Source organism: Crenothrix sp. (assembly GCF_043729335.1).
Taxonomy (GTDB): Bacteria; Pseudomonadota; Gammaproteobacteria; order Methylococcales; family Methylomonadaceae; genus Crenothrix.
The window spans coordinates 1-20958 of record NZ_JAYTLQ010000056.1; the positions used below are offsets into that span (position 1 = coordinate 1).

General features: G+C 45.5%; 21 protein-coding genes. 8 read left to right on the forward strand and 13 right to left on the reverse strand.

The genetic code is table 11. The annotated features are described in order from the left end of the window. Nucleotides 1–123 precede the first annotated feature (123 nt). Genes ACHZC4_RS12590 through tusD form a run of 3 tightly spaced genes read right to left on the reverse strand, consistent with a single transcriptional unit; the run spans nt 124 to nt 1288 of the window. Nucleotides 124–483, reverse strand: coding sequence for a hypothetical protein (locus ACHZC4_RS12590; RefSeq protein ID WP_394754213.1), 360 nt, complete (start codon nt 481–483; stop codon nt 124–126). A 53-nt stretch (nt 484–536) separates the two neighbouring features. Beyond that, nucleotides 537–893 (reverse strand): sulfurtransferase complex subunit TusC, encoded by a 357-nt coding sequence (gene tusC / locus ACHZC4_RS12595; protein WP_394754214.1) that lies wholly within the window; start codon nt 891–893, stop codon nt 537–539. Nucleotides 894–898: 5 nt separating this feature from the next. Then, nucleotides 899–1288, reverse strand: coding sequence for a sulfurtransferase complex subunit TusD (tusD, locus tag ACHZC4_RS12600; protein WP_394754215.1), 390 nt, complete (start codon nt 1286–1288; stop codon nt 899–901). Between the two features lie 288 nt (nt 1289–1576). Here tusD and ACHZC4_RS12605 point away from each other — a divergent pair, with 288 nt between their 5' ends. Continuing rightward, nucleotides 1577–3034: a M48 family metalloprotease gene (locus tag ACHZC4_RS12605; protein ID WP_394754366.1), complete on the forward strand. Its 1458-nt coding sequence runs from the start codon at nt 1577–1579 to the stop codon at nt 3032–3034. 114 nt (nt 3035–3148) lie between these two features. On the opposite strand, the gene ACHZC4_RS12610 is transcribed toward ACHZC4_RS12605, so the two are convergent. After that, nucleotides 3149–4465 carry a TRZ/ATZ family hydrolase gene (locus ACHZC4_RS12610; protein WP_394754216.1) on the reverse strand — a complete coding sequence of 439 codons (1317 nt, stop codon included), beginning with the start codon at nt 4463–4465 and terminating at the stop codon, nt 3149–3151. 59 nt (nt 4466–4524) lie between these two features. On the opposite strand from ACHZC4_RS12610, the gene mtnA reads away from it, so the two are divergent. After that, a complete protein-coding gene (gene mtnA / locus ACHZC4_RS12615; protein ID WP_394754217.1) occupies nt 4525–5565 on the forward strand; it encodes an S-methyl-5-thioribose-1-phosphate isomerase in 1041 nt (346 codons plus the stop codon). Nucleotides 5566–5803: 238 nt separating this feature from the next. Here mtnA and ACHZC4_RS12620 read toward each other — a convergent pair whose 3' ends face one another. After that, complete coding sequence (locus ACHZC4_RS12620; protein ID WP_394754218.1) at nt 5804–6346, reverse strand: DUF1566 domain-containing protein; 543 nt, start codon at nt 6344–6346, stop codon at nt 5804–5806. Nucleotides 6347–6602: 256 nt separating this feature from the next. Between ACHZC4_RS12620 and ACHZC4_RS12625 the strand changes: the two genes are divergently transcribed. Beyond that, nucleotides 6603–6815 carry a hypothetical protein gene (locus ACHZC4_RS12625; protein ID WP_394754219.1) on the forward strand — a complete coding sequence of 71 codons (213 nt, stop codon included), beginning with the start codon at nt 6603–6605 and terminating at the stop codon, nt 6813–6815. Here ACHZC4_RS12625 and ACHZC4_RS12630 read toward each other — a convergent pair. After that, nucleotides 6795–7607, reverse strand: a complete 813-nt coding sequence (locus ACHZC4_RS12630; protein ID WP_394754220.1) for a DUF1566 domain-containing protein — start codon at nt 7605–7607, stop codon at nt 6795–6797. The genes ACHZC4_RS12625 and ACHZC4_RS12630 overlap by 21 nt on opposite strands. Before the next feature lie 387 nt (nt 7608–7994). Between ACHZC4_RS12630 and ACHZC4_RS12635 the strand changes: the two genes are divergently transcribed. The 3 genes from ACHZC4_RS12635 (at nt 7995) to ACHZC4_RS12645 (ending at nt 9105) form a co-directional block, all read left to right on the forward strand. Further along, nucleotides 7995–8279, forward strand: coding sequence for a type II toxin-antitoxin system Phd/YefM family antitoxin (locus tag ACHZC4_RS12635; RefSeq protein ID WP_394754221.1), 285 nt, complete (start codon nt 7995–7997; stop codon nt 8277–8279). Then, entirely contained in the window at nt 8276–8557 is a 282-nt protein-coding gene (locus tag ACHZC4_RS12640; protein WP_394754222.1) for a type II toxin-antitoxin system RelE/ParE family toxin, read from the forward strand. The genes ACHZC4_RS12635 and ACHZC4_RS12640 overlap by 4 nt, the downstream gene beginning before the upstream one ends. Before the next feature lie 287 nt (nt 8558–8844). Next, nucleotides 8845–9105, forward strand: coding sequence for a DUF1640 domain-containing protein (locus ACHZC4_RS12645; RefSeq protein ID WP_394754223.1), 261 nt, complete (start codon nt 8845–8847; stop codon nt 9103–9105). Between the two features lie 128 nt (nt 9106–9233). Here ACHZC4_RS12645 and ACHZC4_RS12650 read toward each other — a convergent pair whose 3' ends face one another. Together ACHZC4_RS12650 and ACHZC4_RS12655 are read right to left on the reverse strand one after the other, a co-directional pair. After that, the gene (locus ACHZC4_RS12650; RefSeq protein ID WP_394754224.1) at nt 9234–9650 is read right to left on the reverse strand and encodes a toxin-antitoxin system HicB family antitoxin; all 417 of its coding nucleotides are present in this window, start codon (nt 9648–9650) and stop codon (nt 9234–9236) included. Next, entirely contained in the window at nt 9647–9892 is a 246-nt protein-coding gene (locus ACHZC4_RS12655; RefSeq protein ID WP_394754225.1) for a type II toxin-antitoxin system HicA family toxin, read from the reverse strand. Before ACHZC4_RS12655 ends, ACHZC4_RS12650 begins: the two co-directional genes overlap by 4 nt. A 342-nt stretch (nt 9893–10234) precedes the next feature. Between ACHZC4_RS12655 and cysZ the strand changes: the two genes are divergently transcribed. Both cysZ and ACHZC4_RS12665 read left to right on the forward strand, forming a co-directional pair. Continuing rightward, nucleotides 10235–10960: a sulfate transporter CysZ gene (cysZ, locus tag ACHZC4_RS12660; protein ID WP_394754226.1), complete on the forward strand. Its 726-nt coding sequence runs from the start codon at nt 10235–10237 to the stop codon at nt 10958–10960. Between the two features lie 776 nt (nt 10961–11736). Next, the gene (locus ACHZC4_RS12665; RefSeq protein WP_394754227.1) at nt 11737–12183 is read left to right on the forward strand and encodes a beta/gamma crystallin domain-containing protein; all 447 of its coding nucleotides are present in this window, start codon (nt 11737–11739) and stop codon (nt 12181–12183) included. A gap of 346 nt (nt 12184–12529) precedes the next feature. Here the strand turns inward: ACHZC4_RS12665 and pmbA are convergent, their stop codons facing one another. The 5 genes from pmbA to ACHZC4_RS12690 form a co-directional block, all read right to left on the reverse strand. After that, nucleotides 12530–13861 carry a metalloprotease PmbA gene (gene pmbA / locus ACHZC4_RS12670; protein WP_394754228.1) on the reverse strand — a complete coding sequence of 444 codons (1332 nt, stop codon included), beginning with the start codon at nt 13859–13861 and terminating at the stop codon, nt 12530–12532. Between the two features lie 28 nt (nt 13862–13889). Then, nucleotides 13890–15329, reverse strand: coding sequence for a metalloprotease TldD (gene tldD, locus ACHZC4_RS12675; RefSeq protein WP_394754229.1), 1440 nt, complete (start codon nt 15327–15329; stop codon nt 13890–13892). A 163-nt stretch (nt 15330–15492) separates the two neighbouring features. Beyond that, on the reverse strand, nt 15493–16110 hold the full coding sequence (bamC, locus tag ACHZC4_RS12680; RefSeq protein ID WP_394754230.1) for an outer membrane protein assembly factor BamC: 618 nt from the start codon (nt 16108–16110) through the stop codon (nt 15493–15495). After that, a complete protein-coding gene (locus ACHZC4_RS12685; protein WP_394754231.1) occupies nt 16107–16919 on the reverse strand; it encodes a carbon-nitrogen hydrolase family protein in 813 nt (270 codons plus the stop codon). The genes bamC and ACHZC4_RS12685 overlap by 4 nt, the downstream gene beginning before the upstream one ends. 162 nt (nt 16920–17081) lie before the next feature. Next, nucleotides 17082–20927, reverse strand: a complete 3846-nt coding sequence (locus tag ACHZC4_RS12690) for a YhdP family protein (protein ID WP_394754232.1) — start codon at nt 20925–20927, stop codon at nt 17082–17084. Nucleotides 20928–20958 lie beyond the last annotated feature (31 nt).

Here is a 20958-nt window from a genome sequence, read left to right on the forward strand (position 1 = left end):
ACGGTGTGCCGCACATGGTTCGACAAGGCTCTCATGAGCTAGTCGAATGGCTCACCACGAACGGCACACCTTCACCTGTCCCGCGTTAAGTTGGGAGCCCTTTAATGGGAGTGATATTTTCTTTTACAAGCCGCCCTTACGTTTGTGCTCCAATAATTCTCGGCCCGCATTTATTTCCTTATTAATTTTCTTAACCGTTTCCTGTAATTTACTTTGCTCATCTGTTGCCATTTTGGCGATGAGTGCGCTGTCGACATTGGCTTCTTTAACCAGACAATCGTCATAGGCACTGGCTAATTTTTGCCAGTCGTTAATCGCCTTAACGCTAGCGTTGTAAGCATCGGCTGTGCTTGCATCAATAAGCGGCGCTTCCTGGCGCGGGCCACAGCCACTGGGCATCCAGATGCCTTCCTTAAGCACGCCCGCTGTTGTTGAAGCGGTGCCAAGCAATAGCACAGTTGTTGTCAGAAAACGTTTTAACATACCAATTCTCCATCACTACATTTACCAAAGTATAACCAGCGTGATAACACTCATCAACCTGGAAAAATGACATCAAACTGTTTCATGAGGGCTGCAATACCCTGTCTATCCACAAGGATAATGGGCAGGCACAAGTCATCAGGTGTTAAGCCGCGTTCTTGCAGTGATTCTTGTTCCACATACAGGTTTTTGACATCATAAATTTCTAAGGCTTTAAAGATTGCCGCCGTATCTTTTAATAACAATTTTTCAGGATGCTGGCCATTTTTTATGTGAAATACGCCATCATCCAATAACAGTAAACTGACTTGTTGATCAAATGCTGCCGCCGTTAACACAATATCCAGCATTTCCTGAACCTGGTTGCCGCTATGGGCAGGTTTTCTTAATACAAACAGGTAGATTTTCATTGCCATTACCCGAAGACAATAAAGCGATCCGCTTCCAAGGTGGCTTCAATAAGCTGTCCTAAACCGGAAATGCGAAAACCATCTGCCACATCATTATCCTGTTTGCCTTGCCGGGTGGCTTCGTCGGCGCACAATAAACCGCGTCGTTGCGCTGCCGAAATACACACGACTAAATCAATATTATGCTGTTTAGCCAATACACTCCATTGACAACTCAAATCCAATTCATCATCGGGCGGCGTGTTGTATTTAAAGGCATGATAAATGCCGTCGTGATAAAAAAATACCCGAAATACCTCATGTCCCTCGGTTAATAATGCCTTAATAAATAAATAAGCACTGTAGCCCGCGTTTGATTGATAGGGACTGCTATTAATTTGTAAGGAAAATTTCATAATATTACAGCGGATTTAGACCGAAGGCTTAGTATAGCTTTAATCATTGTCATTCCAAAACACATCAAATGCCACCGAGTTGTTGATCTAGTTTAAAATAAAACTACCTTGCGCGTAACCGTTCAGTTCCCCTCTTAAAAAAGAGAGGTTAGGGGTAGATTTTTTAAATAAATCCCCCTCCACCCCGCGTAAACTCTCCCCGTTTTTCAAAGAGGGAGGTGAACGCATACCCTTGCGTTAAATTGTTAGTACCCAGAAACTCTTTTTAAAATTGGCTGTCCCACAATGATGAAATCTAAAACCTTTTTAATTCCATTGGCTTTAAGCCTATTAGCTTTTTCGCCTAGCCAGCACGCCGTCGATATTACTAAACTGGCGTTACCCGACATGGGCGATTCATCTGGAACCCTGATTACGCCCGCTGAAGAAAAAGAATTAGGCGAGGCGTTTTTTAGAAGCCTGCATTCGCAAATTGCCATTAACCAAGATCCGGAAATACAACACTATATTCAAAATATAGGCGAAAGACTGGTTGCCAGTAGTGATTTACCCAGCAATCCCTTCCACTTTTTTGTAGTCATGGAAAACGATATCAACGCTTTTGCAGGGCCTGGGGGCTATATTGGTGTTAATTCCGGGCTAATATTAATGACAGAAGCAGAAAGTGAACTGGCATCGGTGCTAGGACACGAAATTGCGCACGTTACCCAGCGGCATTTATACCGTGCCGCTGAAGCGGCCAAACGTATGTCTATTCCGACTATGGCGGCAACTTTAGCAGCCATTTTACTGGGTTCGCAATCTCCCCAAATGGGGCAGGCAGCTCTGATTGCTATCCAGGCTGGCAGCGTACAATTTCAAATTAATTTTACCCGCGAACATGAAGCAGAAGCCGACCGTGTCGGCATGCAAAATTTAGCCGAAGCGCATTATGATCCGCGTAGTATGCCGACTTTTTTCGAGCGTATGCAGCAATCTACCCGTTATTATGGCCAAAATGTGCCGGAATTTTTAAGAACCCATCCGGTTACCGCATCGCGTATTTCTGATACGCGCGGACGTGCAGAAACCTATCCGTATAAGCAATACCCTGATTCGCTGGCCTATCAATTGACTAAAGCTAAAATACGGGTAGTAACCTCTACTAATAGTGTTGATACCTATCAGTATTTTCAGAAAGGGTTGTCACAAGGTACAACCGAACAACGCTCTGTGGCGCGGTATGGCTTGGGTTTGATTGCACTGAGCACACAAAAACATAAAGAGGCTGAAGCTATTTTTCAACAACTGGCCAAGGAATATCCTAATCAAGCGCAATATTCCGCAGCTTTAGCTCGCACGGCATTGGATGCTAAAGACTACACCACCGCGTTAGCGCGCTATAAAAAATTGGCTGAGCAATTCCCAGAAAATGATGCCATTAAAATGGAATACGTGACCGCACTACTTAAAACCGGTAATCCAGACCAAGCACGGAAAAATCTGGGTTTATTGAGTACTCAAACGCAGAAATTACCACTGTACTGGCAGTTATTAGCACAGGCTTACGGCAATCTTAATCAATCTGCCGAATCTCATCGATACATGGCTGAATATTATTACGCCAGCGGCCAAGTTGACGAGGCTATTTTGCAGATTAAACTTGCCCAGCAATCCAAAGACCTCGGCTTTCAATTATCATCTATTCTTAGCGAGCGCCTGAGCTTTTTTAACGATGAATATGAAAAAGCTAAACGGGATCAATAATTTATTTTTCGTAAATAATTTTTTAAAGAAGCAATGTAAAGCCACTCAACTTAAAATAACGTAGCCGATACTGGCTGTAATCTAACTTTACAGCGAGAATGGATGGAGCAGATATCAGTTTTTATGCGCTAACCGAGCTTGCCACTGTGCAACTGTGGCCTTTAATCCGATGATATCAATAGTAGTGAGCTGGCGCTTTTTCAATAGCCGTTTACCATTTACCCAAACATCGGTAACTTGCTGACGATTAACCGCATAGACAATCTGCGAAATAGGATCGTACACCGGTTGTGTGGACAAACAATCCAGATCAATAGCAATCACATCAGCCGCCTTGCCAATAAGCAACGAGCCAATGTCTTTATCCAAGCCCAAGGCTTTCGCCCCATTAAGCGTCGCCATCTGCAAGGCGGCCATCGCTGGCACAGCACTGGCATTATTAGTCACAGCTTTAGCCAATAAGGCGGCGGTACGCATTTCGCCCAGCATGTCCAGATCGTTATTACTGGCCGCGCCATCTGTGCCTAACGCGACATTAATGCCTGCCGCCAAACAACGGGCAACCGGACAAAACCCACTGGCCAGTTTTAAATTGGATTCAGGACAATGCACGATATGGGCGTTAGCCGCTGCCATCATGTCAATTTCTGCATCATTAAGTTGCGTCATGTGGACAGCGACAAACGAAGCATTGACTAAACCCAGCTCTTGCAAACGCTGTAACGGGCGCTTACCGGTATCTTTATAAGCCTGATCGACTTCATGTAAAGTTTCATGGACGTGCATATTAACCAACAAGCCCAACTCATCAGCGTGTTGTTTGATTTTTTGCAGCGGCGCATCAGACACCGTGTAGGGCGCATGCGGTGCAAACGCCACAGAAATCAACGGCTCACCCTGCACTTGCTCGTGTAATGCCAAACCTTTGGTGATGTATTCATCACTGTTTTGCGCGTACACGGTAGGGAAATCGATTACCACCATGCCCAAATTGGCACGCATGCCGTGTTGTATGGCTTGCTGTGCGGCAATTTCTGGAAAATAGTACATGTCATTAAAGCAGGTTGTGCCGCTCAAAATCATTTCAGCAATGGCCAAATCCGTGCCATCTTTCACAAATTCTTCGCTCATCCATTGCTGTTCCAACGGCCAAATATGGTTTTGCAGCCAATCCATTAACGGCAAATCGTCGGCAATGCCACGCATTAAACTCATCGCCGCGTGGGTGTGGCAATTAACAAAGCCCGGTAGCAGCGCATGTTGGCTTAAATATTCGGTGCTGATGCCCTGATATTTTTGCTTGGCGTCGGCGGTAGGCAAAAGATCAATAATTCGGCCTTCGTTAATCACCAAGCTGTGGTGATCATAGGTTACGTTGGCGGGTTCAACCGGTATAATCCACCGAGCGTGAATAAGCGTATCAACTATCATGGGCGCATCCTTTTGTGAGTCGCCTGATTATAACTTTTTACACTTGATTGTGATAACAAATGACAACAGCACAAAAACTGACGGTACAAGCCTTGCAATGGACAGGCACAAGCTTGCGCGTACTCGACCAACGCCAATTACCCGACACGTTGCGTTACGATGAATACACCGATGCGGCCGGTGTCGCAGAAGCTATCACCAGTATGCGGGTGCGCGGTGCGCCAGCGATTGGTATTGCGGCGGCGTATGGCGTGGTGCTGTCGGCTGTGCAACATTTTACCCATGATTCAAACCAATGGCGGCAAGCGGTCGTTGCTGACATCGACACACTGGCAAAATCTCGCCCGACCGCAGTGAATTTATTTTGGGCACTGGATAAAATGCGGTCGGTGCTGGATGCGCCACAGGCCGATCCTGTTGCCGCGCTAACCGCTTGTGCCGTAAAAATCCACGCCGATGACATTACCGATAACCACACGATGGGCGAGTTGGGTGCTGATTTATTGGCAGGCGCAAAAGGCATCTTAACGCATTGCAATACCGGTTCGTTAGCGACGGGGGGTTATGGCACGGCGCTGGGGGTAATCCGTAGTGTTTGTAAACGGCAAGCGGTAAATATTTACGCGGGCGAAACCCGTCCGTGGTTGCAAGGCGCACGTTTAACGGTATGGGAGTTATCGCAAGACGGTATTCCGGTTACCTTAATAGCGGATTCTGCGGCGGCTTGGTTGATGCAATCCGGTGCGATTGATTGGGTGATTGTTGGTGCGGATCGTATTGCCAGAAATGGCGATACCGCTAATAAGATTGGCACGTATTCGTTGGCGGTGCTGGCCAAACAGCACGGCGTTAAGGTGATGGTGGTTGCGCCCACGACAACATTGGATGGCAGCATTGCCACGGGTAAAGACATACACATTGAGCAGCGCAATCCGAATGAGTTATTGCCGTCTTGCTATGTGGTAGAAGATTCGTTGGTCAGTGGTTGGAATCCGGTGTTTGATGTGACACCAGCGAGGTTGATTGATGCGATTGTGACGGAGCGGGGGGTGGTGTTGGAGCCTAGTGGAGTGGGGATTCCATCAGCGTGGCTGACTTGAAAACACAAACCGATATGACTCTACACATTTAGCCCAGTGGGCAACATTGTTCTGCTCACGCGGAACAAGTCGGCAATGCAAACGGTGGGCAAAACCGCCTGCCCACCAGACTTTAATCAAAATAATCGGGATTGTCAAAGCCTCCGCACAGTAAACCGATAGGCGATCCTGTCTCCGAACTTCTTACGGCTTGATTCTTACAACCCCACAAACCGCTGCCAACCAACAAAAGGCAAAATCACTGTCCAGCGCGAACTAACCGAACCTGACCGCTATAGCTCTTATCTTGCAGACTAAAGCTGCCGTCGCTAAAACCGACGATCCAGGCAGGGGGGTTATAGTCAGGACTAGCAGACGACGACCACACAAACGCGTTAGTACCTGTGTTCGGAAAAACCTTTAGGTTAATGGCTGGACTATAACATTGTATTTCAACCAAGGTGTATAACTCCTTTTGGTTAGGTATCCGCCAATCTTTAAATTTGGCAAAGCCGCCGATTGCATTAAGCTTTTGCGCCTGCTGTAAGGCACCCTGCCAAGTAAATGTATCGACAGTATAATCGCAGGCATGGGTTCCTGAGTTCCATACCTGGCCTTCGCTGCATGTCTTCCACATTAGGCCGGTATACTTGTCCAACATCCAGCCGCTGTTAGAACTGGTAAAGCGGGCGGTTGGCGTGGTGGCGGATATGGATTGGGGCTTACAGGTTTGGGCGTTGCCTAGTAGGGGCAGTAGCACCAATAAACAGCTTAATGCGGTTGTTTGTTTAGGGTTGGACATAGCTCTACTCCAGGTTTAAAGGTTAATCGGAAAACTTGGCGGCGTTTTAAACCGCCCTTCAAATGCCCGCGCTCTACAATGTGGGCGTAGATAACAGTACCCTCGCCAACAGGGGCAGACTGGCTAACAGCGGGGGTTAACAAGGTTGGATCTACCCACTTTATACGGGGGCATCCTTTCGTGGCGAGCGTGTCGAAGGACGTGTGGCTCATTTTTCGACACACCCACCAATTATGCCCTATGGGTACTTTATGCATTGGCTAGGCGTTTGTGTGGCGGTACGCGCTGTCAACTGGCAGATGGTCATGGCCTGCCGATGCATCTCACATCCCAGGGTGTATTTATGGTAGCGTGGAAAATGTCGCACCGCCTGCTCTACGGTCAGCAACAGGCGATTGGCATCGCGCCAGATAGGGCTATTGATTCTTGGCATCCGCAAAAGGCAAAATCACTGTCCGCTACGCACTAACCGCACCTGATTGCCGTAGCTCTTAGGGTATATATAATCGCCGCCGTAGCTAAAATCGACGATCCAGGCACTGTCGCTATAGCGAGCAAGCGGAGACGACGACCACACAGCCGAAATATTTTCTTCTGGAAAATAACTGGGATCCAGTGGCAATCCAAAAAGATGCAATACGGTAAGGTTATTTAATTGCTGCTTGGTGGGCATGCGCCAATCTTTATACCCACACCAACCGGCTTTGTTGACGGCTTTGACATAATCATAGGTATCGCAACCGCCAATTAAACTGCATGCACCGCCGTTTTGGCGGCCAACATCGCCCCCGTTAATTTTTGCGTTAGGTTCGTACCACGTATAAGTCCCGTGCATGTCGTGCAAACCGTTGTCATCGGTTTTGCCTTCCCACATTAGGCCAGTTATGTTGTCTTTAACACAATTCCATTTTGACGCAGTAGCAAGCAGCGGCTTACCAATATTGCTGATTTTGGTAAAACTAAAACCAGCATCGCCGTCTCGGAAATCTCTTTGGGTTTTGTCGCGCCCGTATTGCGCGTCTTGGCCTGGGTAGTCTTTTAGCGGGCAACCGCGTTGAACGCTCTTAGTCCAACACGTGGTAATGCCTGTATCGTTAAGCTTTATTTTGTAAACAGGCTTGGGGGCTGGCGTAACTACCGTGGCGCTTAAGGCTGCATTGCTAAAGGGTATGGCAAGCAGTAAACCGGCAATTAGCGGCTTTAAGTGCGGCGTGCGGCGTGCGGCGTGCGGCGTGCGGCGTGCATTAGAAAACATCGTCATGGTTAAGTTCCTTGTTTCCGGTTATTTTAATGGCCTATGTTAGATTAGGTGCTGTATACCGCTTTATGCCCATTTTAATGGTAGTTCTAATATCCAAAAATGCAAGGTTTGTCAATATAAGGCTTTTATTAAGCAATTGCAATAAGACTCATTCCAATACTAAATGAGTCGTATGAAGCATAGGGTGATTTCGCGCCATTAAACCACCACAACCAGAATGGCCACTGTTAAATGTTTTGGGTATTTTGCAAAAAGCTTTGCTTTGTTTAGCTTTGGCGGTGTATTGGACATGACGGTTTGCTACACGAAACCATCCTACCAGCTTGCTATTGGCAATTATAAGGTCTATATTCAGACCTAAATTCAAAGCCATCTCAATTATCAGCTATGACTAATTTACAAATCTCCGAAGATATTCTGCCGTTGGGTCAATTTAAAACCCACGCTTCCCAGCTATTAAAAAGCATCAATACAAACAATCGCACTATTATCATTACCCAAAACGGCAAACCGGCTGCGGTGGTATTGTCGCCTAATGAGTTTGACCGACTCAATACACAGGCGCGGTTCATCTCTGCTGTACAACAAGGCTTAAACGATGAACAGGCTGGACGGGTTTTTGATGATGACGAGTTAGATGCCATTTTGGAGCGTGAGTTGCCAATGCCATGAGGTTGCGCTGGAGTAAACGGTCTATTAACGATCTTATCGCCATTCAGCGGCATATTGCCCAGAATAACCCTTTAATGGCCAGAAAATGGATTTCAAAAATTCGGCGACGTGCCAAAAGTGCTGCGGATATGCCTATGGCTGGGCGCGTTGTTCCAGAATTTAATCAAAAAGACATACGCGAAGTTTTTCTGGGTAGCTATCGTATCGTTTACCGTGTTCGTGAAGACGACACACTGATATTAACAGTATTTGAAGGCCATCAGCTGCTACAACTATAAGATTGGGTTAAAAATAACCCAACCTATGTGGCTGGATAAGAAGCCCATTAAGGAGTATGAGTCATAGGTTGGTTTCGCGCCAGCAAACCACCACAACCAAAATAACCAATGTTAAATGTGTTGGGTATTTTGCGAAAATCTTAGTTTTGTTTAGCTTTAATAGTGTATCTGGCATTGTGAGGGGCTAATATGGGAGGCATGTACAGAAGGCCTGCTATGGCATTGACACTATGGGGTAACGGAGGATAATTGCGCTAAAATAAACTCTATTAGCATAGGATAATATTATGGCTACCATTACTTTTGATACGCAAGAAGCCGTTATTAAACTGAAAGCTGTTGGCGTGTCACAAGAGCATGCGGATGCTTTTGTTCGCGCAATTATTGAGGCACAAGATAGCTTGGTCACAAAAACTGATCTAGAAATGGCCTTAACGCCGATTAAAACAGATTTAGCGGTGCTTAAAGCTGATGCCGTCACGCAAAAATGGATGATGGGGATATTGATTGCGGGAGTAATGTCGATTGTTATCAAGTCGTTTTTCTAATCAACTCTATTGATAAACACGATAAGATGCGCTAGACATAACCCGTAAGGCGTATAAATCGTAGGGTGGTTTCGCGTCAGCAAACCACCCTACGTGCTGAACCAATACAATTGCCGTCAAACTTGCTGTCATCCTTGCCGCAAGGCATCAGATCGCCCCAGTCCTTCGGCAATAAAGGTAAGCACCAGGCTATTCAGGCTCACGCCTTCTTGTTTGGCGCGGACGGCCAATTGTGCATGGATGGATTTAGGCACGCGCTGTACAAACTTCCCTGATGGTTCTGTTGTATCTGTAGTCACCGTTCTAAATCTAGGCGCCGGGATAAGATCGCCCATATCTGCCGTTGCTGATACCCAGCATAAAAATGCATCACGCCCAGCTTCTATAGCTCCCAATTCTGTAGAGCCATCAGCTATACAACCTGGCAAATCAGGCAATGTAATTAAAAAACCGCCGCCTTCATCAACGGATAACGGCTCAATAATGTGTGCATAAGCCTCAAAAGGATAAGGGGGGGTAATAGGTTTTATGAGAATTTCACTCATGTTTGCAATTCCTTAACTTTATCAATCAACGCCACAAACTGCCGGATATAAGCGGGTTTTATCGGTTTATGCGCTGGGACACATACTTTTTCCGCAATACCTGACATACCAAAAACATGATGACTACCACCCATGTTGCGCCAATCAAGCGAAAAATGAAGGGCAATCGTTTTCACGTCTTCAATCCGCCAATCACGTGGGTTACACCGCATTTTCTCTAGCAGTTTATCGGCTTTACTCATGTAGTTATAGTATCGTATTTAGTATTACATATCTATGGCTTAACCAAAAAAACGGCAAACCGGCTGCGGTGGTATTGTCGCCTAATGAGTTTGACCGACTCAATACCCAGGCGCGATTCATCTCTGCGGTGCACCAAGGCTTAAACGATGAACAGGGCCGGACGGGTTTTTGATGATGACGAGTTGGATGCCATTTTGGAACGTGAGTTGCCAATGCCATGAGGTTGCGCTGGAGTGAGCTAATAGCCGACATTCAAATCTTTGCATAAACCAAAAATCTTTCGTGCCTTTCGTGGTTTTCGTGGACAATACAAAATCAATTACACGAAAAGAGATTGAGAAATGCTAGCCGATAAAAAAGCCAATCACCCTGCCGTCGCCATAGGCTGTTTTTTTATGGGTCTAAAATTATTAGGCTCAGCGCCACTACGCCGCTTCGTGATAGTCCCGATTTTAATCAATATTGTTCTGTACAGCATTGCCTTTGCACTGGGTTATTACTATATTGCCGACCTGATAAATCACTTTATTCCCAGCTGGTTACGATGGTTGAACTGGTTTCTTTGGCCCTTATTTTTCGCTTGCTTCTTTAGTATGTTATTTTTCAGCTTTATGATACTGGCCAATCTACTTGCCGCACCATTTTATGGCAGGTTATCGGCAAAAACCCTCGCCATAATCACCGGACAAACTACGCCCATTATTGATCCCCCTATTGCCAAAGTGATTTGGGCAGAATTAAAACGTAGCCTGTATTTCGCCGTTAAAGCCATACCTTTGCTGATTATTTCTTTTATCCCAGGACTTAATGTAATAGCGCCCGTGCTATGGCTATTGTTTGGCGCTTGGAGCATGGCGTTGGAATACACCGCCTACCCAATGGAAAATGCGGGGCTTTTGTTCTCAGAACAAAAAAAACTATTGAAAAATGTGCGCTTTGGAGCTTACAGCTTTGGCGGTGTAGTGACCTTAGCCCTGACTATTCCCGTGTTAAATTTTATTGTAGCCCCTGCGGCTGTGGTGGGTGCGACACTGTATTTTAATCAACTGAGGCCTCACAACCGCTGATAAATGACAACTTCCATAACGGGACTGATTTACGAATTCCACATCAGTAATGCGCGTAACACTTGAGCAGTTGTAGGGGAAAATTTATTCGAAATGCCGGATAAGCGTTAATCTAAATTACGCATGTACTTATTGGTAAAACTGGCTAATACACCTAGATTTCAGATTAGAATGAGTCAGGACGGAGCCAAACACTCCGTCCTGTATTGGGTTAATAGTGCGTTTCAAATTAATTTTCCTGTTTAATTTGGATTATGCTCATCGTCGACATGTTTCCAGTCAACCAAAAACAACAGCATCAATATCGAAAAAACTATTATGGAAATCATAAGATTATCCTCAAGTAAGTAAACTACAATGTTTGCCGAGTATTTAACCCCGACAATGAGTATCAAGCATTAATCACGCCAATTGATAACGGGGTTGTTGGATTAGCGCTAAACCAGAGTAGACGAGCTATTGCAGCCATCATGCAATAATTGCAAGCTATTGTTGTTTCCAAAAAGTGAACCATACCAGTGCTTTACGGGGTAATCTTGCACTAAAATGGGGTAACTGGGAATAACGCGCAAGACAAAAACCACTTTTAGGTTATTGTGAATAGTCTCCTGAAGTTAATTACGAATAGATTATCTTTATTTTTCTAAAAACCCTGCAAATTTGGAACAGATAATTGATTGTATTGTCACAGAAAAACAACGTTTTATTTAAGTGTAGTTACTGATATAACAAAACTTGTTACCGGCAATACAATTCACTAAAACAGGAGAAGGCGCATGAACCAAATTCAAGGGCTATGTCGTGGTTTTAAAAGGGCATCTGTTGCAATGCTTTTACTGGCAACCTCAACGGCTTATGCTGTTGATAAAGATTGCTGGGCTGATTTTTTTGAAGATGCACAATATGCCGGCAAACATTTGTTTGTTGAAGGCGCAACCCAGTTAGCTGATTTAAACAACGTCAACGGCGACAATTGGGACAGGCGAATCCATAGCCTAAAAGTTGGCCCTAAGGCTAAACTCACCGTTTATCAGAATCCACGTTTTGAATTGACAGTGACAGAAATGGCTAAACGGCCAGATTTAATGCAGTCATTGGGTATTACCGAGCAAGATATTAAAGAAGATTCTGAACTTATTTTTATTGCCAATGCAAAAATCCACGACCTGGGTGATTTCGATTTTCATAAAAAAATTCGATCGTTAAAACTTGAATGCCTTTAGCTAAAGAGCTAAGGTGAGGAGAATACAATCAACAAGTTTATTCCCCTCATCCCAACCTTCTCCTTTATGCCCTTTGGGTACGCTGGAGAAGGAGCTTGAAACTTGTGGCTTCCAACTTAAGGCGGGACAGGTGAAGGTGTGCCGTTTGTGGTGAGCCATTCGACTAGCTCATGAGAGCCTTGTCGAACCATGAGCGGCACACCGCACACCCTTCGACAAGCTCAGGCCGAACGATGTGCCTTATTGAGTGTCCCGTATTATGTGTGTCGCCAAACTTGTGAAGCTACTTATGCGTGAGCACACTATTGAAAGCGGCATGATAGAGTATTGTTGATTTAGAAAATGCCTACTCCCCAGCAATCGACATCTGCTCAATTAAAATAGAACCGGTGCGCGTATTACCCCGATAATCCACATCATTGCCCACTGCAACGATATGCTTAAACATATCTTTTAAATTTCCGGCAATGGTGATCTCTTCAACAGGGTATTGTATCTCGCCATTTTCTACCCAAAACCCGCTGGCTCCGCGCGAATAATCACCGGTCATCATTTTAACGCCCTGCCCCATCAACTCAGTGACTAATAAACCCGTGCCCATTTGCTTGAGCATGCCTTCAAAATCCAACGTACCCGAATCCAGCGTTAAATTATGTACACCACCGGCATTACCGGTACTTTGCATACCCAACTTACGCGCCGAATACGTACCCAGCACATAGCCACGCAAAATACCATTGCTGACAATATCGCGAGTTTGCGTGGCCACGCCATCGCCATCATAAGCCGAACTGCCTAACGCACCTTTTAAATACGGCTGTTCATGTATGCGAATAAAATCCGGAAAAATCTGTTGTCCTAAAGCATCGAGTAAAAATGACGATTTACGGTACAAGTTACCGCCACTGATCGCCCCCATTAAAGAACCGAGCAGTCCTGATGCAGTTTCAGGCGCATACAACACCGGACATTGCCGAGTGGTCAATCGACGCGCTTCCAGACGCTTGATAGTCCGCTCAGCCGCTTTCCGGCCTATCTGTGCCGCAGCTTCCAGGTTGCTGGCATCTCTGGCGACGCTATACCAGTAATCACGCTGCATACTGTCGCCGCGCTGACCTAATACCGAGCAACTTAACGAATGGCGGGTAGAGCTGTAACCTTGCAAAAAACCTAGGCTATTGCCCATTACGCGAATACCCTGATGAGTATTAACAGACGCACCTTCAGAATTGCTGATTTCGCTGTGGTAAGTGAGCGCCGCATCTTCACAGGCTATGGCCAAGGCAATGGCATCATCGACACTAATACTCCAAGGGTGATTAACATCCAGATCAGGAAATCCAGTGGCGAGCATTGCCTTTTCTGGCAGACCGGCGTATTCATCTTCGCTGGTATAACGGGCAATGCTGCACGCTGCCCGCACGGTTTCTTTAATAGATTCTGGCGACAAATTAGAAGTACTTGCCGAACCTTTGCGCTGGCCAAAAAACACGGTAATCCCTAGGCCTTGGTCGCAATGGTGCTCAATGGTTTCCACATCACCTAGCCTGGCATTTACCGACAAGCCAGTCTCCTGGCTCAAACCGGCTTCGGCGGCACTTGCGCCTTGTTTTTTGGCTTCGTCCAACAAGTCCTGGACGATATTTTTTAACTGGTTGATCTGATCTTGATTCTGCATAGTGTTTTTAGTGTCTCTGGGTCAGGGATTAAATACTGGTTCCGCCGACAGTCAAGCCGTCGATTCTCAAGGTTGGTTGCCCTACCCCCACCGGTACACTTTGGCCATCTTTGCCGCAGGTTCCCACACCGCTATCCATCGCCAGATCGTTACCCACCATGGATACTTTAGTCAATACATCAGGGCCATTGCCAATTAAAGTGGCGCCTTTAACTGGACGGGTAATTTTGCCATCTTCAATTAAATACGCTTCGCTAGCCGAAAATACAAATTTACCGGAGGTAATATCGACTTGCCCACCGGCAAAGTTTTTTGCATACAAGCCTTTTTTAACCGACTTGATAATATCTTCCGGCGCGTGCTGCCCTGGCAACATATAAGTGTTGGTCATACGCGGCAACGGCAAATGCGCGTAAGATTCACGTCTGCCATTGCCAGTAGCTTTTACGCCCATTAACCGCGCATTCAACTTGTCTTGCATGTAACCTTTTAGAATGCCGTTTTCAATTAATACCGTGTTTTCGGTGGGCGTGCCTTCATCATCTATGCTCAAGGAGCCACGCAGATTTTGTAAGGTGCCATCATCCACTACCGTACATAAACTGGAGGCTACGCGCTCACCGACACGGCCACTGAATGCTGAAGTACCTTTGCGGTTAAAATCACCTTCCAGACCATGACCAATCGCTTCATGCAATAAAATACCCGGCCAGCCAGCACCTAAAACGACGGTCATATTACCTGCGGGCGCATCGCCAGCTTCTAAATTAACCAACGCCTGTCTTACTGCCTCACGGCCATACTCCAACGCCCTATCATCCTTAATAAAATAGCCATAATCACCGCGCAGACCACCGCCCATGTTGGCTTGTTCGCGCTTGCCGTTTTCTACCACAATAACACTGACATTCATACGCACCAAAGGCCGCACATCCCCACTTAATAAACCATCTTGGCTCATCACCAAAATGCTTTCATAAGCGCCAACCAAACTAACAATGACCTCTTCAATACGGCTATCGAGTTTACGAGTTTCGGTATCGACTTTACGTAACAGCGCGATTTTTTCTTCATCCGACAACGACTTTAAAGGATCAGTTGCCACATAATATTTAGTCGCGTTACCGTGCATTTTTAAAGCAACTTGTGATTCTTGTCCTTGCCGTACGATGGCCTTAACATTATTGACTGCTTCGTGCAATACGGGCAATTCAATGCGATCGCTGTAAGCAAAACCAGTTTTTTCACCGGCTACCGCACGCACGCCCACACCTTGCTCAATACTGTGGCTACCTTCCTTAATGATTCCACCTTCAAGCATCCACGATTCAGAGTGACTGGCTTGAAAATAAATATCTGCCGCATCAATAGGTGCGCTGAGCAAACTGTTCATTATGTTTTCAATATCGCTATCCTGGATGCCAGCGGGCATCAAAATAGCTTGTTTTGCAATGTTTATGAGTTCCATTGAGTGGGATAAATATTATGTAGAAAGAGAGTAGATGCTGGAAAACCAGCACAGGAAATAGAGGTTATACACGGTTTCAAAAACGAGACGACAGCGGCAGACAAGCCTTTATCCGACTTAATGACGATAGAGACGCAAGATTTTGCGTCTCTACCTACAAATCCTAATCTTCAACCAAGTCGTCGCGTAAGCTTTTGTACAAGGATAGTAATAACTTGTCGGGGCCATCTGTCAAGTTACTATCTTTATCACTTTGCAATCCGTGGTTAGTTTGTTCGGCTTCATTGGCTACGGCGGCACTAATTCTGGAATCGCTGCCGTCTTGCTCCACAGTCAGTATGTAAACCACCGGCTTATAGTCGTTTTTAAAAAATGACGTGGATTTATCCAAAAATCCACTGTCTTCAGATTGATAATCATCCGCATCAAAAGTAACATAATACTGGCCTTTATCATGTTCGCGATCTTTGATTTCAATCTCTTTTTGTTTGAGTATTAATTCAAGATCGTGCCAGGTAATATCGAAAGAACGTTTCACACTGAGCTGCAAAGGGCTTTGGTTGTTAATACTGACATCAGCACCTAGACCTTTATCGGCTTTTTTAGGGGCTTCCTCGCTAACAGCAGGCTTCGCCTCGTCGCTGGACACCAAAGAACTTGCCAGCGTGGGGGGGCGCTCCAAAAAATCGTTGTCAGTATATTGGCGATCTTGCACCGTACCACAAGCGCTTAATACAGTAGCAAAAATAAAGCTGTTAACGAGAGTTAGTCTATTAGTCATATAAATCGACGATGATTTAAAACAGGAAAAGTAGTGCGGACTTTTTCCAAGCGGTCACGATCTATGTCGGCAATCACAAAACCGCTGCCGGTTTTCTGGCAATCCAACACCCCTCCCCAGGCATCTACGATCATGCTATGTCCGTACGTTTTTCGGCCATTCAAATGAAAGCCACCTTGATCCGGTGCAATGATGTAGCATAAATTTTCTATTGCCCTGGCACGTACCAGTAATTCCCAGTGCGCAGCGCCGGTTTCTGCGGTAAAAGCAGACGGCACAATCACAATCTCTACGCCCTGCTCACTCATTTTTCTAAAAAACTCTGGAAAACGCAGGTCATAACATACGGCAAGACCCAAGCGGCCAAACGGCGTATCAAAAACTTGTATGGCGCTGCCAGGCTCTATCGAGTCGGATTCACGGTAGACTTCATTGGTACCTGGCACATTGACATCAAATAAATGGATTTTGTCATAGCGGGCCACTTGGTTGCCTTGGTCGTCATAAACCAGACAAGACGCACGGACTTTATTGGGTGCATCGCCAGCAATAGGAATAGTGCCACCCACTATCCAAACCCCATATTTTTTGGCGACCGTAGCCAAAAAGTGTTGTATCGGCCCTGAGCCTTCTAGTTCTTTGGCTTCAACCTTGTCTAATTCATTATTGCCCATTAAAGCAAAGTTTTCCGGCAACGCTACCAGTTTTGCACCGGCATGAGCGGCTTCTGCAATCAGTTTCTCAGCTTCCAGTAAATTGGAACTGATACTCGGACTCGATGCCATTTGTATGGCCGCACATTTACTCATCTGTATCCCCTCATTCTTCTTTTTTTATTGTTATTAACGATGTTACTTTATCTTAAGTATGCAATATTTTTCAGGAAAAACACGAAAATATATTATAAGCCAGAGTTTTACCTCCCCAAGCTCGCTAACACGCTTTCATTTGTAGATATCTGGTCAGTCTTTTTAATTTTTTAACCATGAAAAATCAGTCAGCCCATGCCAGGTTTTTTGCAACAAGCCCTCATCTTTATGTAACTGACTGATTTTAGCATTACCCCACTCACCTTTGATTTGATACTGGGAACCAAACAGAAAGCCATCCTGGTTTTTACCTGTCAACGTTTTAGCCACTATAGAGGTCAGTCTGCCTACAATTGTACCAGCAATAGGCAGGGCATCAGCACTATTTGGCACCACATTCACCGTGTAATCCACTGTCTTTTTAACCAGATCAGCTTCACCGGTTAGGGTAATCGTTGCCGGTATCGCATCAATCACCAGATTTTTAGTGACGGCCTTGCCATTTACGATATCAAAATGGCCATCGATACGGTTGTATGTCAAACCGTCCTGAAAGACATCGCTAAAATCCAGCTGCAAACGCTTTATCCACTGCGCCAAAGCCAACACACCTAACACGCGCCCAAAACCCGGCTCTATACTCAGTATACGACCCTGATTAAAATGAATATCCATCTGCCCGTTCAATTTAGCCAAGGCAAATTGCTGCGGAGCGGCTTTCCAGTTTAGCGCAAAATCAACCTTGGCCTGAGTTTCGGTAAAGTCTTTAGTCAAGCCCACCTGATTAAAAAAAGCGCCGGCTTTGGGCAAATCCCAATGGCCTTTCAAGACAGTCTCAGACTGCTTGCCGGTTATTTTCCAGCGACCTGTTGCTAGCATCTTATGATCCTTGCTAGCCAACTCTAAGCGCTTAAAGACAATACCATCAAACTTGCGTTCGGTTTCCACATTCAATTGCCCTAAATCGAAGCCGTCCCACAGCGTTTTCTTACTGGAAATTGCCAGTAACGGCATAATTTCAGGCACTGTATCGGGATCGGGTTGAAATGTGATTTTTTCGGCTTCTTTATGGGTTAAATTGGCTTGTTTTAACAACGAAAAATCCAGCATATCCATATTAAAACTGATTTTCTCAGTGCCGCGTAATTGATAGGGCACACGCAGCTGACCTTTTGCCACCTCGCTGTTAAGCGTTCCTGACCAATGGCTAGCTTCCGGCTTTAAAGAGATATCAAACACACCTAAATCAGTATCCTTCCAAATGCCGTGCGCACTATGAATCTTTAAAACGTTAATCCCTGCATCGGCAGCTTTATGCTCACCGTTTACAGATTGTGCGGCGGCCAATGCTAACCAATCTTGCAATACCAATCGATCACGGTTGATATCGACCGCTATTCCAGGCACTTTAGGCTGCGCAACGTTTCCTAAACCCACCAAAATTTGCGCTGATTCTAGCGTTTTTTTGATTACATCCACCTTAAGCGCAATTTTTAATTGATCGTCATAATTAAGTACTACCGGCAATAGAGACGAATCATCGAAATCAAACGTTAATGACAGCGGTTTTTTCTGGTCTGTGGCTTTAACCAAAGTATCTGGCATATCCACGGCTATCCCGACCAAGTCAGACTGTAAGTTCAATTCGGGTGCGCGCGTGTCTACAGGCAAATCCAGCTTTAAACTGTAATCGCTGGCGCCAGAGAATTTGTCCCACCACGCGGATGGAAATTGCTGTTTTAAATCGTCTATTGCCGCACGCCCCGCCACATTAATCACTGTCTTTTGACTAGCCTGGTCAATATTAATTTTAATCGGATAATGTAAGGCATCGGCTTGAATAGTGTCGCTGTAAACCCCGCGCTCATTAAATTTTAGTGCACCTTTAAGATGGGTTACCGGCAAATCAATGGATTTCACTGTCAATTTAGCGTCATTAACTTGCGCAACACCTTGCACTTTAGCCATGGCATCTTCACGCAATGGAATTTTCAAATCCAAGCCAATCTGGGCATTACCCACAGGGGTAATCGCTTTCAATACCGCATCAACACCGCTATGGAACGGGGTTTTTTGCATAAAATGTAACGCATTGGCAATCTCGCTTTCTAACCCGCCTTCAATTAGCAAGTGCGGGCTGGCACCCAATTCTGGGATACTGATTTTAGCGTGATTAATTTTCATCTGCTGGGTTTGGCCTTGCCGCAACGTTACCTGCAAACTGTTTTGCAAAAACAGCACTTCGGCATTAATGTCGGTAACGACGGGCCACTGTGGATGATAAGACAAGGTAGTTTGATCGACATCAAACAGGGTTTCAAAAACACCCTGCCCGTCTTTAAAAGGAAAATCAGTAGGTTTTCCATAAAACAAAAAGCCGCCTTTGCTCACTTTGCCTTTTACGAAAGCCTTGTCCAGCCACTCAACCACGGTTTTTTTCATGATGCCGACTGGTAAATACTGGGTCACCTTGCTGATATCATCACCGACAAATTCACTTTGTAGATCTAAAAAGGCAGGCTCATCGCCTTTGGGCAGCGCCACAAACAAACGGCTTTTGCTGCTAATAACAGGCGCATTGAGCTCTAACAACAGACTGGATAATAACCATTGTGTATTGGTTTGCTGCCAATCCAGCGTACCCGTCAACTTATATAAGCTCAAAGGATTACGAAATAGCTGAGGCGCAATAAAACGGCCATTTTCGGTGGCCAGATGCACGCTACCTTGTTTATCTGTGCCTTTTACCGTGCCACTCAGATTTTCCACGCCCATTGCCGCAGCATTGCCGCCGGATAGACTGACATTAGTAAAAGCCCCGTTCAATGTCTGCGTGTTCGATAATAAATTAACGGATAAGGAAAAGTTTTCCAAATGGCCTTTGATTGCTGCCTGGGTTAATTGCTGGTTCTGCGCCGCTGTTAACGGGGCAAAAAACAGCACCGCTTTACTGATAATCGGCAAATCCAGGCGCTTACTGAATAAGGCCACTTTTTGCATAACCCCTGCTTTGTAAGTGCCAGCTACGCCTAATACCAGAGTAGATTTAGCGTTCTGATTATCCTGTTGCACCAACAAATCGTCGGCAGTTAAGCGCCACTGGTCCTCTTTTACACCCCAGTAAAATTGAGTTTTCAAGGTTTTGGCAGCAAAATCGCTACGTCCAGTTCGTCGTAATTTTACCTCCTGAAACTGTACATCACCTTGAATAGCGCTGAGCTGTGAATTTTCTACCTGCGTCCAGACGTTAAAATCGCCAATACCTGAATCGATATGTACAGACAACGGCAAGTCACCGGTCACCAATTTAGCCAGCTTCAAGTGTTTGCCTTCAATAAACACGCTGCCGTGAATGCTATCAGGCTGGAAGACATTGCCGGTAAAATCGGCAGAGACGCGTAATAGTTCACCGTATTTTTTCGGCATGTTCGCCAACATATTGAGCCGATGCCGGTCACCCTCATTCATAATCACCAGATCGACGGCATCAAAGATTATCGGCTTACCCTGTCTTTTTTCATCCTGCCAGGTGATTTGGCTTTGCAATAACTCATACTTATGGCCTTGCAATAACCATAAAGGCTGGTCATCGTTATTAGCTTTTAAACCCATTAGTGCAAAACTGCCGTCAGGTTTACGTTTTACAGACAGCTTTGCGCCTACCAAGGTAACCCAGGAAGACGATAACAGTTGCTGGGTAGCCAGCACTTCTAATAAATCAACGCCTAGCCGTATTTGCTCTAGCTGTATGGGGGGCTTTTCATTTTTTTTGGCAGATAAAACGCTGATGTCTTTGATGACAATTTCAGGGCTAAACCCACGTATCCGCGTACCTAAACGCCCTATGCTGACCGGCGTACCGATAAGTTCACTGACATGTTGTTCCAAATCCGTTTTATAGCGTTCGATACCATACAACAGTAACCGTACGCCACTAAGCGCAAAGGTAATGGTAATCAAAGACCAAAAAATAAGATGCCGCGTTGCCCGTTTAATATGATGAATCATGCGCAGATTAACAGAGCAACTGTATTACCCT

Excerpts from the sequence above, each read along its gene's own strand:
- ACHZC4_RS12590 (WP_394754213.1), bottom strand. The coding sequence starts at position 483 with ATGTTAAAACGTTTTCTGACAACAACTGTGCTATTGCTTGGCACCGCT.
- tusC (WP_394754214.1), bottom strand. The coding sequence starts at position 893 with ATGAAAATCTACCTGTTTGTATTAAGAAAACCTGCCCATAGCGGCAAC.
- tusD (WP_394754215.1), bottom strand. The coding sequence starts at position 1,288 with ATGAAATTTTCCTTACAAATTAATAGCAGTCCCTATCAATCAAACGCG.
- ACHZC4_RS12605 (WP_394754366.1), top strand. The coding sequence starts at position 1,577 with ATGAAATCTAAAACCTTTTTAATTCCATTGGCTTTAAGCCTATTAGCT.
- ACHZC4_RS12610 (WP_394754216.1), bottom strand. The coding sequence starts at position 4,465 with ATGATAGTTGATACGCTTATTCACGCTCGGTGGATTATACCGGTTGAA.
- mtnA (WP_394754217.1), top strand. The coding sequence starts at position 4,525 with ATGACAACAGCACAAAAACTGACGGTACAAGCCTTGCAATGGACAGGC.
- ACHZC4_RS12620 (WP_394754218.1), bottom strand. The coding sequence starts at position 6,346 with ATGTCCAACCCTAAACAAACAACCGCATTAAGCTGTTTATTGGTGCTA.
- ACHZC4_RS12630 (WP_394754220.1), bottom strand. The coding sequence starts at position 7,607 with ATGACGATGTTTTCTAATGCACGCCGCACGCCGCACGCCGCACGCCGC.
- ACHZC4_RS12635 (WP_394754221.1), top strand. The coding sequence starts at position 7,995 with ATGACTAATTTACAAATCTCCGAAGATATTCTGCCGTTGGGTCAATTT.
- ACHZC4_RS12640 (WP_394754222.1), top strand. The coding sequence starts at position 8,276 with ATGAGGTTGCGCTGGAGTAAACGGTCTATTAACGATCTTATCGCCATT.
- ACHZC4_RS12645 (WP_394754223.1), top strand. The coding sequence starts at position 8,845 with ATGGCTACCATTACTTTTGATACGCAAGAAGCCGTTATTAAACTGAAA.
- ACHZC4_RS12650 (WP_394754224.1), bottom strand. The coding sequence starts at position 9,650 with ATGAGTGAAATTCTCATAAAACCTATTACCCCCCCTTATCCTTTTGAG.
- ACHZC4_RS12655 (WP_394754225.1), bottom strand. The coding sequence starts at position 9,892 with ATGAGTAAAGCCGATAAACTGCTAGAGAAAATGCGGTGTAACCCACGT.
- cysZ (WP_394754226.1), top strand. The coding sequence starts at position 10,235 with ATGCTAGCCGATAAAAAAGCCAATCACCCTGCCGTCGCCATAGGCTGT.
- ACHZC4_RS12665 (WP_394754227.1), top strand. The coding sequence starts at position 11,737 with ATGAACCAAATTCAAGGGCTATGTCGTGGTTTTAAAAGGGCATCTGTT.
- pmbA (WP_394754228.1), bottom strand. The coding sequence starts at position 13,861 with ATGCAGAATCAAGATCAGATCAACCAGTTAAAAAATATCGTCCAGGAC.
- tldD (WP_394754229.1), bottom strand. The coding sequence starts at position 15,329 with ATGGAACTCATAAACATTGCAAAACAAGCTATTTTGATGCCCGCTGGC.
- bamC (WP_394754230.1), bottom strand. The coding sequence starts at position 16,110 with ATGACTAATAGACTAACTCTCGTTAACAGCTTTATTTTTGCTACTGTA.
- ACHZC4_RS12685 (WP_394754231.1), bottom strand. The coding sequence starts at position 16,919 with ATGAGTAAATGTGCGGCCATACAAATGGCATCGAGTCCGAGTATCAGT.
- ACHZC4_RS12690 (WP_394754232.1), bottom strand. The coding sequence starts at position 20,927 with ATGATTCATCATATTAAACGGGCAACGCGGCATCTTATTTTTTGGTCT.